General features: G+C 62.8%; 14 protein-coding genes. 11 read left to right on the top strand and 3 right to left on the bottom strand.

Annotated elements, in window-relative coordinates; genetic code table 11:
* The first annotated feature begins 25 nt into the window (after positions 1-25).
* From J1C56_RS19285 to pyc, 9 genes are all read left to right on the top strand, one after another.
* Positions 26-1,279: an NAD(P)/FAD-dependent oxidoreductase gene (locus tag J1C56_RS19285; protein WP_214391664.1), complete on the top strand. Its 1,254-nt coding sequence runs from the start codon at positions 26-28 to the stop codon at positions 1,277-1,279.
* A 14-nt stretch (positions 1,280-1,293) separates the two neighbouring features.
* Positions 1,294-2,295 carry a 4-hydroxyproline epimerase gene (locus J1C56_RS19280; RefSeq protein WP_214391663.1) on the top strand — a complete coding sequence of 334 codons (1,002 nt, stop codon included), beginning with the start codon at positions 1,294-1,296 and terminating at the stop codon, positions 2,293-2,295.
* Positions 2,296-2,639: 344 nt separating this feature from the next.
* Positions 2,640-3,542: a branched-chain amino acid ABC transporter permease gene (locus J1C56_RS19275; protein WP_214391662.1), complete on the top strand. Its 903-nt coding sequence runs from the start codon at positions 2,640-2,642 to the stop codon at positions 3,540-3,542.
* 25 nt (positions 3,543-3,567) lie between these two features.
* Positions 3,568-5,142 (top strand): high-affinity branched-chain amino acid ABC transporter permease LivM, encoded by a 1,575-nt coding sequence (gene livM, locus J1C56_RS19270; RefSeq protein ID WP_420797419.1) that lies wholly within the window; start codon positions 3,568-3,570, stop codon positions 5,140-5,142.
* The gene (locus J1C56_RS32985; protein WP_246591585.1) at positions 5,142-7,148 is read left to right on the top strand and encodes an ATP-binding cassette domain-containing protein; all 2,007 of its coding nucleotides are present in this window, start codon (positions 5,142-5,144) and stop codon (positions 7,146-7,148) included. The genes livM and J1C56_RS32985 overlap by 1 nt, the downstream gene beginning before the upstream one ends.
* On the top strand, positions 7,145-7,876 hold the full coding sequence (locus J1C56_RS19255; RefSeq protein WP_184768004.1) for an ABC transporter ATP-binding protein: 732 nt from the start codon (positions 7,145-7,147) through the stop codon (positions 7,874-7,876). Before J1C56_RS32985 ends, J1C56_RS19255 begins: the two co-directional genes overlap by 4 nt.
* An 11-nt stretch (positions 7,877-7,887) precedes the next feature.
* Complete coding sequence (locus tag J1C56_RS19250; RefSeq protein ID WP_214391660.1) at positions 7,888-8,235, top strand: DUF6867 family protein; 348 nt, start codon at positions 7,888-7,890, stop codon at positions 8,233-8,235.
* A gap of 144 nt (positions 8,236-8,379) precedes the next feature.
* Positions 8,380-9,495 carry a branched-chain amino acid ABC transporter substrate-binding protein gene (locus tag J1C56_RS19245; RefSeq protein WP_214391659.1) on the top strand — a complete coding sequence of 372 codons (1,116 nt, stop codon included), beginning with the start codon at positions 8,380-8,382 and terminating at the stop codon, positions 9,493-9,495.
* Between the two features lie 190 nt (positions 9,496-9,685).
* Positions 9,686-13,144 carry a pyruvate carboxylase gene (gene pyc / locus J1C56_RS19240; RefSeq protein WP_214391658.1) on the top strand — a complete coding sequence of 1,153 codons (3,459 nt, stop codon included), beginning with the start codon at positions 9,686-9,688 and terminating at the stop codon, positions 13,142-13,144.
* 53 nt (positions 13,145-13,197) lie between these two features.
* Here pyc and J1C56_RS19235 read toward each other — a convergent pair whose 3' ends face one another.
* On the bottom strand, positions 13,198-14,007 hold the full coding sequence (locus tag J1C56_RS19235; protein WP_214391657.1) for an SH3 domain-containing protein: 810 nt from the start codon (positions 14,005-14,007) through the stop codon (positions 13,198-13,200).
* A gap of 366 nt (positions 14,008-14,373) precedes the next feature.
* On the opposite strand from J1C56_RS19235, the gene J1C56_RS19230 reads away from it, so the two are divergent.
* Complete coding sequence (locus tag J1C56_RS19230) at positions 14,374-15,567, top strand: MFS transporter (protein WP_214391656.1); 1,194 nt, start codon at positions 14,374-14,376, stop codon at positions 15,565-15,567.
* Here the strand turns inward: J1C56_RS19230 and J1C56_RS19225 are convergent.
* Entirely contained in the window at positions 15,546-16,439 is an 894-nt protein-coding gene (locus J1C56_RS19225; protein ID WP_214391655.1) for a LysR family transcriptional regulator, read from the bottom strand. The genes J1C56_RS19230 and J1C56_RS19225 overlap by 22 nt on opposite strands.
* 99 nt (positions 16,440-16,538) lie before the next feature.
* Between J1C56_RS19225 and J1C56_RS19220 the strand changes: the two genes are divergently transcribed.
* Positions 16,539-17,495 carry an NmrA family NAD(P)-binding protein gene (locus tag J1C56_RS19220; RefSeq protein ID WP_214391654.1) on the top strand — a complete coding sequence of 319 codons (957 nt, stop codon included), beginning with the start codon at positions 16,539-16,541 and terminating at the stop codon, positions 17,493-17,495.
* A gap of 59 nt (positions 17,496-17,554) precedes the next feature.
* Here the strand turns inward: J1C56_RS19220 and J1C56_RS19215 are convergent, their stop codons facing one another.
* A complete protein-coding gene (locus tag J1C56_RS19215) occupies positions 17,555-17,713 on the bottom strand; it encodes a DUF3309 family protein (RefSeq protein ID WP_214391653.1) in 159 nt (52 codons plus the stop codon).
* Positions 17,714-17,798: the final 85 nt, after the last annotated feature.

The raw sequence follows: 17,798 nt of genomic DNA, 5'->3' as shown, positions 1-17,798 counted from the left end.
AAGAACGCTTCGGGGGAGGCATGGGATGAGCTCAGCAGTCGACGAGATCGACATCGCCATCATCGGTGCCGGCATCGTCGGCATCGCGGCGGCTGCCTATCTCGTTGAAGCTGGCCGCAAGGTGACCGTGTTCGATCGAACCGGCATCTGCGAGGAAACCAGCTCCGGCAATGCCGGTGCCTTCGCCTTCTCCGATGTCTTGCCGCTTGCCCACAAGGGCATGATGCGCAACGTGCCGAAATGGCTCGCCGATCCGCTTGGCCCGCTCACCATTCCGCCCGCCTATCTGCCAAAACTCGCGCCATGGCTCTATCGCTTCTGGCGTGCCGGGGCACCCGCCAATTACGAGGCGAGCCTTGCGGCGCAGGTCGGGTTGATGAAGCTCGCCGAGCAGGAATGGGCATCACTGATGGCGCGATCGGGCACCGGATCGATGCTGCGCGAGGACGGCTCGCTGGAGCTCTATGAGAGCGAGGCGGAGTTCAAGGCGGCGCTACCGAGCTGGGCGGCGCGTGACCGTTTCGGCATTGCCTACCAGCATCTCGAAAAGCGCGAGCTTGCCGGCTATCAGCCCGGCCTCGTCGATCGCTTCACGCGCGGCACATTCGTGCCCGGCTGGAAGACGGTGTCGGACCCGAAGGACCTCGGCAAGGCGATCTGGCGCCACGCTGAATCCAGCGGTGCTTCCCTTGTCAAAGGCGATGTCGGGCTTGTCAGGCTCTCCGGGGACCGCATCCTGATCCAGCTCAAGCAGGGTCGCACGCTTTTCGCGCGCCAGGTGCTGATCGCCGCGGGCGCCTGGTCGCATCTGCTGGCGCGCCAGCTCGGCGATGTCATCCCGCTCGAAACCGAGCGCGGCTACAACACCACGCTTCCTACCAGTGCCTTCGATGTGAAGCGCCAGCTGATCTTCTCCGGACATGGCTTCGTCATCACCCCGCTTACCACCGGCCTGCGTGTCGGCGGCGCGGTCGAGCTTGGTGGGCTGGCCCGCGCGCCGAACTATGCCCGCTCGAAGGCGATGCTGGAAAAGGCGCAAAAATTCCTGCCGGGACTCGACCCGTCTGGCGGGCGTGAGTGGATGGGCTATCGCCCGTCCTTGCCCGACTCGCTGCCGGTCATCGGTGGCTCGCGCAGCCATCCCAACGTGCATTACGCCTTTGGCCACGGCCATCTCGGCCTGACCCAGGCGGCCGCCACCGGCCGGCTGGTGCGCGACCGCATGCTCGGCCAGAAGCCGGCTCTCGATCTCACCCCCTTTTCGGCACAACGTTTCTGACGCAAGGTACCTCCATGGCGCGCCATTCCTTCTTCTGTATCGACGGCCACACCTGCGGCAATCCGGTGCGACTGGTGGCGGGCGGCGGCCCTCGCCTCGAAGGTTCGACGATGATGGAACGGCGGGCGCATTTCCTCGCCGAATACGACTGGATCCGCACCGGGCTGATGTTCGAGCCGCGCGGCCATGACGTGATGTCGGGCTCGATCCTCTATCCGCCAACGCGCGAGGATTGCGACGTCGCCATCCTGTTCATCGAGACCTCCGGCTGCCTGCCAATGTGCGGCCATGGCACCATCGGCACGGTGACGATGGCGATCGAGCACGGGCTGATCAAACCGAAGACGCCCGGCACGCTGCGCCTCGATACGCCGGCCGGCCTCGTCATCGCCGAATACAAGCAGGTCGGCGATTATGTCGAGGAGGTGCGCATCACCAACGTGCCGTCCTTCCTCTATGCCGAAGGGCTTTCGGTGGAGTGCCCGGTGCTTGGCGAGATCAAGGTCGACGTCGCCTATGGCGGCAACTTCTACGCTATCGTCGAGCCGCAGGAAAACTACCGCGACATGGCTGACTACACCGCCGGCGATTTCATCGCCTGGAGCCCGGTCGTGCGCCAGCGCCTGAACGAGAAATACGCGTTCGTGCATCCCGAAAATCCCGGCATCAACCGGCTGTCGCACATGCTGTGGACGGGCGAGCCGAAGCATGCAGAGGCGCACGCCCGCAACGCGGTGTTCTACGGCGACAAGGCCATTGATCGCTCGCCCTGCGGCACCGGCACGTCGGCGCGCATGGCGCAGCTTCACGGCAAGGGCAAGCTCAGGGCGGGCGACGATTTCGTGCACGAATCGATCATCGGTTCGCTGTTCAAGGGACGGGTCGAACGCGAGGTCGAGATGGCCGGCAAGAAGGCGATCATTCCCTCGATCGGCGGTTGGGCGCGGATGACTGGATTGAACACCATCTTCATCGACGATCGTGATCCGTTCGCGCATGGATTCATAGTCAAATAGTCGTATGGCAGGGAGCAGGAGTAGCCAATATGTCTAGACATTCTTAGGAAGGAGACCATCGGCGAGACGCAAGGACCTGTTGCGGTTGCGTATTTTGGCGCTACATTCTTCGATCATGGCGCGCAAAATCACCGGAATCGGCAAAGACATTGCGTTGAGCCAATGATAGGTTCGCGATAGTCCAGGGCTTGGACAACATAAAACAGAGGCGGCGGAAAACGCTGTCCGGCAAGCGGCAACGGGTTGAAGAATCACGTTGCAATCCAGGCTCGAAACTTTAGGACTAGGGGAAATATCAAAAGGAATGCGCGCATGGCGCGACATTCCAGGGGAGCCGCATCCATATGCAGTATTTCGTCCAGCAGATGGTCAATGGGCTGACGCTGGGGTCTATCTATGGCCTCATCGCGATTGGCTACACGATGGTCTATGGCATCATCGGCATGATCAATTTCGCCCATGGCGACATTTTCATGCTCGGCGCCTTCATTGCGCTGATCGTGTTCCTGATCCTGAGCAGCATCTTTGTCTCGGTCCATGTCGTGCTGTTCCTGCTCGTCATGATGGTCGTGGCGATGGTGATGACCAGCCTCTACAACTGGACCATCGAAAAGGTCGCTTATCGGCCGTTACGTGGTTCGTTCCGGCTGGCGCCGCTGATCACGGCAATCGGCATGTCGATCGCTTTGTCGAACTTCGTCCAGGTGACGCAAGGTCCGCGCAACAAGCCGATCCCGCCGATGGTCTCGACGGTCTACAACGTCAACGGCATCTCGATCTCGCTGAAGCAGATCATCATCGTCGTCGTCACCGTCGCGCTGCTGGCGCTGTTCTGGTATCTCGTCAACAAGACCTCGCTTGGCCGCGCTCAGCGCGCCTGCGAACAGGATCGGAAGATGGCAGCGCTGCTCGGCATCGACGTCGACCGCACCATCTCCATCACCTTCGTCATGGGCGCGGCCCTTGCCGCCGTCGCTGGCACGCTGTTCCTGATGTATTACGGTGTCGTTGCCTTCTCCGACGGCTTTGTTCCCGGGGTCAAAGCCTTCACGGCGGCTGTTCTCGGCGGCATCGGCTCGCTGCCGGGCGCCATGCTTGGCGGCCTGATGATCGGCTTCATCGAGAGCATGTGGTCGGCCTACTTCTCGATCGACTACAAGGATGTCGCGGCGTTCTCGATCCTCGCCATCGTGCTCATCTTCCTGCCCTCCGGCATCCTTGGCCGGCCCGAAGTCGAGAAGGTCTGAGACAATGGCCAATATCGCACAAGCCATGCGCGACGAGACCGCAACGCCAATCCAGCGCGGCCTCAAGGAGGCGCTCTATGCGGGCGCCATCTCATTCGGCCTGTTCTTCCTGTTCATCGGTCTCAGGACCGACCAGAACATCTCCAACGAGCTGATCCTCGTTCCACGCTGGGGCCTGCTCGCCATCGTCGTTGGCCTGGTGATGATCGTACGCTTCGTCTACGTCGCTTATGGTCAGCCGTTCATGGCGCGGCAGAAGATCGTCAATGTCGCCAGCGGCCTGCTGCCCGACAGCGTGGGGACGCGGTTCTTCCGGCTGCCCTACTTCATCGCGGCGCTCGCGATCGCTGCCGCGCTGATGATCTTCGCCGGTTCGCTTGACGGAATTTTCGGGGCTGGCCTCGCTGGCTATATGCGCTTCTTCCGGGCGCTGGCGATCATCTACGCCCTGGCATCGGTGCTGTTTTACTTCCGCGCCTTCATCCACGCGCATTTTTCGGCGCTGGGTATCGGCGTTCTGGTGATCTACCCGATCTTTGTGGTGGTCGCACTGACGCTTATCAACGGCTCCGTGGCATCCGGCTTCCAGGGCTCGCTCAAGTGGGTCGACAATTTCGGCATCCAGATCCTGATCTATGTGATGCTCGCCTGGGGCTTGAACATCGTCGTTGGTCTCGCCGGCCTGCTCGACCTGGGCTATGTCGCCTTCTATGCCGTCGGCGCTTACGCCTACGCATTGCTGGCGACGCATCTCGGCTGGTCGTTCTGGATATTGCTGCCGGTGGCTGGCTTCATGGCCGCTTTCTGGGGTGTCATGCTCGGCTTCCCGGTGCTGCGTCTTCGAGGCGACTATCTCGCCATCGTCACGCTGGCCTTCGGTGAAATCATCCGACTGGTGCTGATCAACTGGCGCGAAGTGACCAATGGCGCGGCCGGCATCTCCGGCATTCCCAAGGTCAGCTTCTTCGGCCTGATGTCGTTCAACGTCTCCGACCCGAACTACATCGCCAAAGTGCTCGGCATCGCCCAGTCCGGTGCCTACTACAAGATCTTCCTCTACTACCTCATCTTGGCTCTGGCGCTGCTGACAGCCTTCGTCACCATTCGCCTGCGCCGCATGCCTGTCGGCCGTGCCTGGGAAGCGCTGCGCGAGGACGAGATCGCCTGCCGCTCGCTCGGCATCAACACCACGACGACCAAGCTGACGGCCTTCGCCACCGGCGCGATGTTCGGCGGTTTCGCCGGCTCCTTCTTCGCCGCGCGCCAGGGTTTCGTCTCGCCTGAATCCTTCGTCTTCCTGGAATCGGCGATCATCCTTGCCATCGTCGTGCTCGGCGGCATGGGCTCGCTTGTCGGCATCGCGGTCGCTGCCGCGGTGATGATCGGCGGCACTGAAATCCTGCGCGAGATGGAGTTCCTCAAGGTCGTGTTCGGACCTGACTTCACACCGGAGCTCTACCGCATGCTGCTGTTCGGCGTGGCGATGGTCATCGTGATGCTGTGGAAGCCGCGAGGTTTCGTCGGCAGTCGAGAACCCACTGCCTTCCTGCATGAGCGAAAAGCCATCTCCAGCTCCTTCACCAAGGAAGGACACGGCTGATGAACGCGAGCGCATCCATGAACAATTCGATCCTGCAGGTCGAACACCTGTCGATGAAGTTCGGCGGCCTGGTTGCCATCGGCGATCTGTCGTTCGAGGCCAAGCGCGGTGATATCACCGCCCTGATCGGTCCGAACGGTGCCGGCAAGACCACGGTCTTCAACTGCATCACCGGCTTCTACAAGCCGACCGAGGGCATGATCCGATTCAATGGTCGGGAAGGTGCCGAGTTCCTGCTCGAGCGCATGCCCGACTTCCAGATCACGGCCAAGGCCAAGGTGGCGCGCACCTTCCAGAACATCCGGCTGTTTTCGGGCATGACACTGCTCGAAAACCTTTTGGTGGCGCAGCACAACAAGCTGATGAAGGCCTCGGGTTACACCGTCATGGGCCTGCTCGGGCTCGGCGGCTACCGCAAGGCATCGGCTGAATCGGTCGATCTTGCCAAGCACTGGCTCGAAAAGGCCGAGCTGATCGATCGCGCCGACGATCCGGCCGGCGATCTGCCCTACGGCGCGCAGCGGCGGCTCGAGATCGCCCGTGCCATGTGCACCGGGCCAGAGCTGCTTTGCCTCGACGAACCGGCGGCCGGTCTCAATCCGAAGGAGTCGCTGGCGCTCAACACGCTGCTCATCGACATCAAGAACAACACCGGCACGTCGATCCTGCTCATCGAGCACGACATGTCGGTGGTCATGCAGATCTCCGATCACGTCGTGGTGCTCGAATACGGTCGCAAGATTTCCGATGGCGACCCGATGTCGGTCAGGACCGATCCGAAGGTCATCGCGGCCTATCTCGGCGTCGACGACGAGGAAGTCACAACCGTCCTCGTCGAGGTTGGCGACGAACAGGTGATAGAAGAGCTCGAAGGCGTGCCCGATCCGGCGCATGGTCCAGGCTCGTCGTCATCGATGATGGCCGGCCCGGTCAGCGACACCATTGGTCACAGCGACGGACATGGCGAAGTCGTAACCGTATCCAAGGGTGCGTCGAAGGCAGCACAGGTCGAAGCCCGCGATGCCGCCCGTTCGGCTGCGGCGGACGCCAAGCCCAAGGCAAAGGCGCCGAAGGCGAATACGCCTGCTGCACCTGCCGTTGGGCTGATGGCAGCGCCCAAGCCGGCGAAGGCCGCCCCTGTTGCAAAAGCTCCGGCCAAGCCGAAAGCTCCTGCCAAGAGCACGACATTGGCGGCACCTGTTGCCAAGGCGTCCGCGAAGACCGCGGCAGCCAAACCGGCAGTGGTAAAGGCTGATGCGCCGAAAGCCGCTGCAAAGCCGGCTACGGCTCCGGCGGCGAAGCCCGCAACCAAGGCGACGGCAAAACCAGCTGTGACTGCGCCGAAGGCGGTGACCGCGACGGTTGAGCCGGCGAAAGCGGGCAAGGCCACGCCTGCTCCAAAAACAGCGCCAAAAGCTGCGGCGGCGAATGCTTCCAAGCCAACGCCAGCGCCGAAGGCAGCGCCTGCAGCCAAGGCCGAGATCAAGTCGTCCAAGCCAGCTGCGGCGCCAAAAACAGCGACGTCGACCAAGCCTGCGTCGAAGGCGCCAGCCACCAAGGCATCTGCCGCCAAGGCGACTGGTAAGCCCGCGGTGAAGGCGGCGGTCAAGCCGGCCACGGCACCCGCGGTGAAGGCGACGGCTGCCAAGCCCGCAGCCAAGGCTGTGGTGACACCCGCAAAGGCTCCGGCAACCAAAGCGCCCGCGGCAGCCAAGGCGCCTGCTGCCAAGACCATCGCCAACGTCCTTGCCGCTCCGCGCGGCGGCGTGGCGGACCGGCTGATCCTGATCAAGGGCATCGGACCGGTCAACGAGAAGAAGCTCAACGATCATGGCATCTTCCATTTCGACCAGGTGGCGGGATGGAAGAAGTCGGACATCGCGGCGGCGGAGGCCTATCTCGCCTTCGATGGCCGGATCGAGCGCGAAGACTGGGTGGGGCAGGCCAAGGCGCTGGCGCGTGAAGCGGCCAAGCCGGCGAAAGCCAAGCGCGGAGGTGGCAAGTGACGGCTGCAAGAGCTTTGCTCGACATCAAGGGTGTCGAGACCTACTACGGCAACATCCGTGCGCTTAGCGGCGTCGATGTTGCCGTCAACGAAGGCGAAATCGTCGCCCTGATCGGCGCCAACGGCGCCGGCAAGTCGACGCTGATGATGACCATCTTCGGCACGCCCAGGGCGCGCCGCGGCACCATCACCTTCGCCGGCACCGATATCACCGACCTGCCGACGCATGAGATCGCCAGGCTGCGCATCGCGCAGTCACCGGAAGGCCGGCGTATCTTCCCGCGCATGACGGTGATGGAAAACCTGCAGATGGGCGCCAGCCTCGACAACCTCAAATATTACGACGAGGACGTCGAGAAGGTGTTCACGTTGTTCCCCAGGCTCAAGGAGCGTATCGCCCAGCGCGGTGGCACACTTTCGGGTGGCGAGCAGCAGATGCTGTCCATCGGCCGCGCGCTGATGGCACGGCCCAAGCTGCTGCTGCTCGATGAGCCTTCGCTTGGTCTGGCGCCGCTGATCGTCAAGCAGATCTTCGACGCCATCCGCGAGCTCAACCGCACCCAGGGCCTGACCGTATTCCTTGTCGAGCAGAACGCCTTCGGCGCGCTCAAGCTGGCGACACGTGGCTATGTCATGGTCAATGGCGTGGTTACGATGAGCGGCACGGGCAAGGACCTTCTCGCCAATCCAGAGGTTCGCGCGGCCTATCTCGAAGGCGGCCGCCACTAGGAGGATCCATCATGCACGGCATTCTCTACGAGGAAGCCTCGATCTGGCAGTTCTTTTTCGTCACCTGCGTTCTGGGTGGCTGGGCTGCCTGGATGACTGGCCGCGCCTGCGCCCAGACATGGCGAAACTACACCCAGCTCGTGCTCTACATTCTGGGGCTCGGGATCGCCATCCGCTTCATCCATCATGCGTTGTTCGACGGCACGATGTTCACGCTGCAATACTATATCGTCGACACTATCGTTCTGTTGGCGTTCGCAATAATTGGGTACAAATACACGCGAACAAACCAGATGGTGACGCAATACAATTGGCTTTATGAAAAGGTTTCGCCTCTTTCTTGGAGATCGAAGTCCTGAGGGGCAGAAGCTAAATATCGGCGCCGATTCGCCAATGAATCGGCGTGACAACTGCCGGAAAATCGGCAAACTCACCTTTCTGCGATATGGGTGGGCATCGCAAGAAAGAAACTCCACGCCCACTCAATTAATGGGAGTGTTTCAATGAAAAAGTCACTTTTGTCGGCTGTTGCACTGACCGCGCTCGTCGCGTTCAGCGGCAGCGCATGGGCCGATATCATCGTTGGCGTTGCTGGCCCGATCACCGGCCCGAACGCGGCGTTCGGAGCGCAGCTCCAGAAGGGCGCTGAGCAGGCTGTCGCCGATATCAACGCTGCTGGTGGCATGAACGGCGAGCAGATCAAGCTTGTGGTTGGTGACGACGTCTCCGATCCTAAGCAGGGCATTTCGGTCGCCAACAAGTTCGTCGCTGACGGCGTCAAGTTCGTCATCGGTCACTTCAACTCGGGCGTCTCGATCCCGGCTTCGGAAGTCTACGCCGAGAACGGCATCCTCGAAATCACCCCGGCTGCGACCAATCCGAAGTTCACCGAGCGTGGCCTGTGGAACGTGTTCCGCACCTGCGGCCGTGACGACCAGCAGGGCGCCATCGCCGGTGCTTACCTCGCGGAGAAGTTCAAGGACGCCAAGATCGCCGTCATCCACGACAAGACGCCTTATGGTCAGGGCCTTGCCGACGAAACCAAGAAGTCGATGAATGCCGCCGGCCTGACGGAAGTCATGTATGAAGGCGTCAACATCGGCGACAAGGACTTCGCGGCGCTGATCGGCAAGATGAAGGAAGCCGGCGTTACGATCATCTATTGGGGCGGCCTTCACACCGAAGCCGGCCTGATCATCCGCCAGGCGGCTGACCAGGGCCTCAAGGCGACGCTCGTCTCGGGCGATGGCATCGTGTCGAACGAACTGGCCTCGATCGCTGGCGACGCTGTTGCCGGTACGCTCAACACCTTCGGTCCCGATCCGACCCTGAACCCGGCCAACAACGCGCTGGTCGAGAAGTTCCGCGCTGCCGGCTTCAATCCTGAGGCCTACACGCTGTACTCCTATGCCGCGATGCAGGTCGTTGCAGGTGCTGCCAAGGCCGCTAACTCGGTTGATCCGCAGGAAGTCGCCAAGGCGATGAAGGCAAACACCTTCCCGACCGTGCTCGGCGACATGGGCTTCGACGAGAAGGGCGACCCGAAGCTGCCCGGCTACATCATGTATGAATGGGTCAAGGGCGACGACGGCAAGTACACCTACAAGCCGCAGAAGTAATTTCAGCACCATTTGCTGAGGAGAAATGCCCGGCGCTTTGCGCCGGGCATTTTTTTGTGCCGTGGAAAATATACCCGTCTGACGCTGGGGAAATTAAATCGATTTAAGAGAATGCATTTTCGGTTGCACTGCAGCATTTTCCCGCTAATCATTCGCCGCCTCTTAAATATCCCGTGCCTGGAGCGTTTTCGTGCCGATCAGCAAGATCCTCGTCGCCAACCGATCCGAAATCGCCATCCGCGTCTTCCGCGCGGCCAATGAGCTGGGGCTCAAAACCGTGGCGATCTGGGCCGAAGAGGACAAATATTCGCTGCATCGCTTCAAGGCCGACGAATCCTACCAGGTCGGCCGCGGACCCCATCTCGCCAAGGACATGGGGCCGATCGAAAGCTATCTGTCGATCGAAGAGATCATCCGCGTCGCCAAGCTGTCCGGTGCTGACGCCATCCATCCCGGCTACGGCCTGTTGTCGGAAAGCCCGGAGTTCGCCGAAGCCTGTGGCGAAAACGGCATCACCTTCATTGGTCCCAAGCCCGAAACGATGCGCCGGCTTGGCAACAAGGTGGCAGCACGCAATCTCGCCATCGAAGTCGGCGTGCCGGTCATCCCGGCGACCGATCCGCTGCCCGACGACATAGACGCAGTGAAAAAGCTCGCCACCGAGGTCGGCTATCCATTGATGCTCAAGGCTTCCTGGGGCGGCGGCGGCCGCGGCATGCGCGCCATCCGCAGCGAGGCCGATCTCGCCCGCGAGGTGACCGAAGGCAAGCGCGAGGCCAAGGCAGCGTTCGGCAAGGACGAGGTTTATCTCGAAAAGCTGATCGAGCGTGCCCGCCACGTCGAAGTGCAGGTGCTGGGCGACACCCATGGCAACGCCGTGCATCTGTTCGAGCGCGACTGCTCGATCCAGCGCCGCAACCAGAAGGTCGTCGAGCGCGCGCCGGCACCTTACCTCAGCGAGGAACTTCGCCAGGAACTGTGCGGCTATGCCCTCAAGCTCGCGCGCGACACCGCCTATATCGGCGCGGGAACTGTCGAGTTCCTGCAGGATGCCGACACCGGCAAGTTCTACTTCATCGAGGTCAACCCGCGCATCCAGGTCGAGCACACAGTCACCGAGCAGGTGACCGGCATCGACATCGTCAAGGCGCAGATCCACATCCTCGACGGCTTTGCCATCGGGACGCCGGAATCGGGCGTGCCTGTTCAGGCCGACATTCGCCTCAACGGCCATGCCCTGCAGTGCCGCATCACCACAGAGGATCCGGAACAGAACTTCATCCCCGACTATGGCCGTATCACCGCCTATCGCGGTGCCACCGGCTTCGGCATCCGCCTCGACGGCGGCACGGCCTATTCGGGCGCGGTCATCACCCGCTTCTACGATCCGTTGCTGGAAAAGGTCACCGCCTGGGCGCCGAACCCGGTCGAAGCCATCGCCCGCATGCACCGCGCGCTGCGCGAATTCCGTATTCGCGGCGTGGCAACCAACCTGACGTTCCTCGAAGCGATCATCACGCACCCGGCGTTTCGCGATAATTCCTACACGACCAAGTTCATCGACTCGACGCCCGAGCTGTTCGCCCAGGTCAAGCGGCAGGACCGCGCCACCAAGCTGCTCAACTACCTTGCCGACGTTACCGTCAACGGTCATCCCGAGACGCGCGGCCGTGCCGCACCAAACCCGGAAGCCGCAGCTCCTGTCGTGCCATGGTTCACTGGAGCGATCCCCGACGGCACCAAGCAGCGGCTCGACGCCCTTGGCCCGGAGAAGTTCGCTGCCTGGATGCGCGACCAGAAGCAGGTGCTGATCACCGACACGACGATGCGTGACGGTCACCAGTCGCTGCTGGCGACCCGCGTCCGCACCCACGATATCGCTAAGATCGCCGGCACCTATGCCCGCGCGCTGCCGCAGCTTTTGTCGCTTGAATGCTGGGGCGGTGCGACCTTCGACGTCGCCATGCGTTTCCTGACCGAAGATCCGTGGGAGCGCTTGTCGAAAGTCCGTCAGGCAGCGCCCAATATCCTGTTGCAGATGCTGCTGCGCGGCGCCAACGGCGTCGGTTACACCAACTATCCCGACAACGTCGTCCAGCATTTCGTCCGCCAGGCCGCAGCCGGCGGCGTCGACCTGTTCCGCGTCTTCGACTGCCTCAACTGGGTCGAGAACATGCGCGTGTCGATGGACGCCGTCGGCGCAGAGGGCAAGCTCTGCGAAGCGGCGATCTGCTACACCGGTGACATCCTCGATCCGGCCCGCGCCAAGTACGACCTGAAATATTATGTCGGGCTGGCCAAGGAGCTGGAGGCCGCCGGCGCCCATATCATCGCCGTCAAGGACATGGCCGGCCTGCTCAAGCCCGGTGCTGCGCGGGCGCTGTTCAAGGCGCTGCGCGAGGCGACCGACCTGCCGATCCATTTCCACACCCACGATACCTCGGGCCTGTCCGCCGCGACGGTGCTCGCGGCGGTGGAGAGCGGGGTCGATGCCATCGACGCGGCGATGGATGCTTTTTCCGGCAACACCTCTCAGCCTTGCCTGGGCTCGATCGTCGAAGCGCTGCGCGGCTCGGACCGCGATCCTGGGTTGGCGCCTGAATGGATCCGCCGCATCTCGTTCTACTGGGAGGCGGTGCGCAACCAGTATGCGGCCTTCGAGAGCGACCTGAAGGGGCCTGCCTCGGAAGTCTATCTGCACGAAATGCCGGGCGGCCAGTTCACCAACCTTAAGGAGCAGGCGCGCTCGCTCGGGCTCGAGACCCGCTGGCACGAGGTGGCGCAGGCCTATCACGACGTCAACCTGATGTTCGGCGACATCGTCAAGGTGACGCCGTCGTCCAAGGTGGTCGGCGACATGGCGCTGATGATGGTGAGCCAGGAGCTGACCGTCGCCGACGTCGAGAACCCGGCCAAGGACATCGCCTTCCCGGATTCGGTCGTATCGATGCTGCGCGGTGATCTCGGGCAATCGCCCGGCGGTTGGCCGGCGGCACTGCAGAAGAAGGTGCTGAAGGGCGAACAGCCGATCACCGCGCGCCCCGGTTCGTTGCTCAAGGCCGCCGATCTCAAGGCAAACCGCAAGGAGATCGAAGCAAAGCTCGGCCGCAAGCTGTCCGAGGACGAGTTTGCCTCCTGGCTGATGTATCCGAAGGTCTTTACCGATTTCGTTGGTGCGCAGGAGAATTACGGTCCGGTCAGCGTGCTGCCGACGCCGGTCTATTTCTATGGCATGAAGCCGGAGGACGAAGTCTTCGTCGACATCGAAAAGGGCAAGACGCTGGTCATCCGCTGCCTGGCCGTCGGCGACGTCGACGAAAAGGGCATGGTGACTGTGTTCTTCGAGATCAATGGCCAGCCGCGCCGCATCAAGGTGCCGGACCGTGCCCATGGCGCCTCGGCTTCCAAGGCACGGCGCAAGGCCGAGGCTGGCAACGACGCCCATGTCGGTGCGCCGATGCCCGGCGTGGTCTCGACGCTCGCCGTTTCGGCAGGTCAGCCGATCAAGGCCGGCGACGTGCTGCTGTCGATCGAGGCGATGAAGATGGAAACGGCACTTCATGCCGAGCGCGACGGCACGATTGCCGAAGTCCTGGTGCGTACCGGCGACCAGATCGACGCCAAGGATCTTCTGGTCGTCTACGGCTGAATAGTTGCAGGCCGGGCACGTTCGTCGTTGCCAGGCCTGTCCAATTCCTTGGCCTAGAACAGGCCCTGGCCGGCAGCTGCCTCTTCCTTGACGCTGCGCCGGATCAGGCTCTTGAACATGTAGCCACGCTGGCCGTTGTAGACGACCGTGCACCAGTTGCAGCCGGTCTCTGCTTCGATGGCGGCATTGGCCGGTACCACCACGATCACCTTGGCTTCATCGGCAGGACCATCGCGCAGGTTGGCGTATTTGGCCGCCTTGGCCGGGCTCATGTCGGGCAAGGGCGCCTGGACCGCGTTCGCGTCGACCATGCCGGTCGATGCTTCGAGCATGGCGATCTCCGCCTCGGTTTCGGCGACCTGCACATCCAGCGTCCCGCGCAGCCCTTCAGCCATGATCGACGCCGTGTCGGAGGCGTCAGGCGTCTCGCTGGTCGCAGGCGCACTGATGTCGGCGACGGCGACGGTCTCCGAACCGCGCTCGTCCGGGCCGGCAGCTGTGGTCGGCGCCGGCTTTTCAAAGTGGCCGGTGACAGGCGACGAGGCGGGTGCCGCCAGCAGCGGCGGCCGTGCTGCGGCAACCGGCGCGGCTGCCGTCGGAGCGGGCGTGGTCGCCATCGGCTCGGCTGTCGCTGTCTTGACTTCCATGCCGGCAGCCTTGGTTTCGAGGCGCGGTGGCAGGACAGTTGCGGTTTCTATCGGGTCGGGCTCGTCGCTGCCGGAGAACCCGAAGGCAACGATTGCGATCGCCATCACCGCGGCGGCGCCAAGCAAGGCAATCTCGAGCCTCGACAGATGCAACCGGGGCAGGCGGGCGGCGAGGCCGCTGGATATCCCGGCAAGCCGGAAAGCGGGGGTATTCATGATACAAGACTCCACACTGGCACGACCCGGCGACAATGCCGAAGCCGACCCCCACCCGATTTGGCATGCAACGCTTCGAAACGATTGCGAACGTGGAGTTGTTGCCCGTCCCGCCGCAGTTTCTAGGCTTCCAAGTTAGCCGAGCTATTCGACGGAATTCGGGCAATCGTTAACCTTTGTTACCGGTCTGGCCCAATGCTTGTCGAGAAAGCTGCCTTGACGTGCGATTCAATCGATTTAAAAATACCGGTATGCAATGACACATCGCGACCGATCCGAACGGTGGCGGTCACTTTTTGAATCCCGCGATCACGGCAGGCTGAGATCGATTTCAGCCACCGGGCAGCCATGTTAGGAGTGCGTTCGATGAACGCCAAAGACGCCACCCCGACATCCGCCAATGCAGCCTCGGCCCGATGGGCCGTTGCGGCCGCGTTTTTCATGAACGGCTTCATGACCGGGAGCTGGGCGCCGCAGATTCCGTTGCTGGTCACGCGGCTCGGCATCAGCGAGTTCGTGCTCGGCCTGCTGATCCTGGTCTTCGGCATCGGTGCGCTGACGGCAATGCCGTTTTCAGGCTACCTGATGACCAAGCGCGGCTCACGTCCTGTTGTCATCGGTTTCGCCTGGATTCTGGTCTTTGCATTGCTGCTTGTGGCGCTGGCGCCCAACGTCTGGCTGACCGCGCTGACGATGTACATCTTCGGCGCCACGGCAGGCGCCATGGATGTCGCCATGAATGCCAATGCGGTCGCGGTGGAAAAGCGGCTGTCGCGCGCCATCATGTCGTCGTCGCACGGCTTCTGGAGCCTCGGCGGTTTCGTCGGCGGCGGACTCGGTGGCATCGCCATCCAGCAATTCGGGCATCTGCCGCACGCCATGTTCGTCACGGTTGTCGCCGCTGCGATGACCGCTTTTGCCCTGCGCTACCTCATCGAGGACAAGCCGGTGGCGCATGAAAGCAGGCATTTCCGCATGCCGCGCCTGGCGGCGATCTACCTTGTCGGCCTGATGGCGCTGTTTTCGATGATCCCGGAAGGTGCCGTGCTCGACTGGGCCGCGCTCTATCTCAAGCAGGAACTCGGGGCCGACATCGCCACCGCCGGTTTCGCCTTTGCCGCCTTCTCCGGCATCATGGCGCTGATGCGGTTCCTCGGTGACGGCGTGCGCAACCGCTTCGGCGCGGTCAACACGCTGCGCGTCTCGGCGCTGGTCGCCGCTGCCGGCATGCTTGCGGCCGGCCTCGCGCCCAATCCATGGATTGCCATCGCTGCCTTTGCCATGTGCGGGCTTGGCGTCGCCAACATGGTGCCGATCGCCTTTTCCGCCGCCGGCAACCAGCCCGGTGTGGTGCCGAACATCGGCATGAGCGTCGTCACCACGATGGGCTATTCGGGCATCCTGGTGGCGCCGTCGGCGATCGGCTTCGTCGCGGGCCATACTGGCTTCGCGCCTGTTTTCGTCACCTTGTCCGGACTGCTGGTCGTGGTGTCCGTCATGGCCGGGCTCGCCCGCCATGCCGACTTCAGGGCCGGTACTCAGACGGTGCCGGCGGAATAGCGCTTCAGCTCTTCGTTCAGGAAATCTGCAACGCGGCGAATGCGTACGCTTGCGCGCACGTCGCGGTGCATAGCGAGCCAGACCGGCAGTTTTGGCAGCGGCAGGTCAGGCAGGACTGTTTCGAGCAGCGGTTCGCGATGGATGAGCTGTTCTTGCGCGATGCCGATGCCGTTGCCTGCCCGCACCGCTTCCCAGAGCACGATGTGGTTGTCGCTACGCAGGCGGAAGTTGTGCCGCGTGATGCCAGGCAGGAAGTGTTCGAAGCCCCGGATCATCTCATCGCTGCGGTCGAAACCGATCAGGTCGTGGTCACGCAAATCCTCCGGCCGCCGGGGCCGTCCACGCCGTTCGAGGTAAGCTGTCGCAGCGCACATACGAAGCGCGATGTCGGTGACCTTGCGTGCCACCAGCTCGTTCTGGGCGGGCTGCACCATGCGGATGGCGATGTCGGCGTCGCGGCGCAGGAGGTTTTCAACCTCGTTGGAAGCGACGATCTCGATTTCTATGCCGGGCTCCTCGATGCCCAGGCGCGCCAGCATGGCGGGCAGGACATGGGCTGCCACCATCTCGCTCGCCGCCACACGGACAGTGCCTTCGATCGCTTCCACCGAACCCAGCGCCAGGCGGGCGAAGGCGGTCGCCTCTTCGCTGACCGACCGGCCACGTTCAAACAGCAGGCTGCCGGCCTCGGTCAGCACGTAACCCTGGCGGCCGCGGCGGAACAGCGTGACATCGAGCACCTGCTCGAGTTCGGCGACATGGCGGCCGAGCGTGGGCTGGCTCGAGGCGAGACGGCGCGCCGCAGCCGACAGGCTGCCGGCCTCGGCGACAGCGACAAAGCTTCGGATCAGGTTCCAGTCGATCTCAGTCATATATTCAAAAATGGATATCGAAACGCCATCCGTAGTCAATTTAAATCCGGCAATGAATGGACGAAATAGAGGTCATACAAACAAACCGGAGTGACCGACATGACCAAGATCGCAATATTGGGTGCCCGTGGCCGGCTCGGCCGCGCTGTCGCCAAGGCCTTTCTCGACGCCGGATATGAAGTGCGGGCGATCACTCGTGACGGCAAGCTGCCATCGGAACTGATCGGCGCCGAAGCATTCGCTGCCGATGCGCTCGACCGGCAGTCGCTGGTCGATGCCACCCGAGGCATGGACATCATCTTCAACGGCCTGAGCCCTGTCTACTCGGACTGGAGTTCGGTCCTGCCGATGGCCGAAAACGTCATGGCGGCGTGCCACGCCAACGGCGCCCTGCACATGGTTGCGGGCACTGTCTACAATTTCGGCTCGCCGATGCCGGCTGAGATCACCGAGGACACGCCGCAGCACCCGAGCACCGAGAAGGGCCGCATCAGGGCGGCGCAGGAGCAGCTCTACCGGCGCGAGGCCGATGCCGGCCGGGTGCGCACGATCCTGCTCAGGGCGGGTGATTTCTTTGGTGGCAAGGGCACCGGCTCGTGGTTCGATCTGGTGATCGCCTCAAAATTCGCCAAGGGCGTCTATACAGCACCTGGCCCTGTCGAGCTCGTCCATGCCTGGGCGTACTTGCCCGACCTCGCCAACACCTTCGTTGCGCTTGCAGAAAAGCAAGAACGGCTTGGCAGCTATGAGAACTTCAACTTCCCGGGCCATGCGCTGACCGATCTCGAAATCAAGGCGGCGATGGAGCGCGTGACCGGCCGCAGGCTCAGGCTCGCCTCGATGCCCTGGTGGGTGCTGCGCGCCGGCAGTCCGTTCGTCTCGATGTGGAAGGCGATCGTGTCGATGTCGTATCTGCGCTTCGAGCCGCACCGGCTCGTCTCGACGAGACTAGAGGCTGTCGTCGGAGAGATTCCCCACACGCCGCTCGACGAGGCGGTGAAAGGGGCGCTTGACGATCTCGACCTGCTCCCCGCCAGGCTCAAGGCCGCCGCCTGATCCAATGCAAAACGCCCGGAGCACTCCAGGCGTTTTGTTGTTCGGCTAAGCTTGGATTGTCACACCCGGCCCATCAGCATCAGCACCAGCAGCACCACGAGCAGGATGCCGACGATGCCCGATGGGCCGTATCCCCACCCGCGCGAGTGCGGCCAGGCCGGGACGGCGCCAAGCAGGATCAGGATCAGGATGATGATGAGCAGCGTTGAAATTGTCATTGTCCATGCCTCGGAATCTTGTGTTTCATCGAGGCAGCAACGCAAAAGGCCGCCCGGTTGTTCCTGGGCGGCCTTTCATGCACTC

The organism is Aminobacter anthyllidis, assembly GCF_018555685.1.
In the GTDB taxonomy this organism is placed as follows: Bacteria; Pseudomonadota; Alphaproteobacteria; order Rhizobiales; family Rhizobiaceae; genus Aminobacter; species Aminobacter anthyllidis.
Note: the sequence above shows the minus strand (reverse complement) of the source record. Positions and strands in the feature narration are given on the sequence as shown.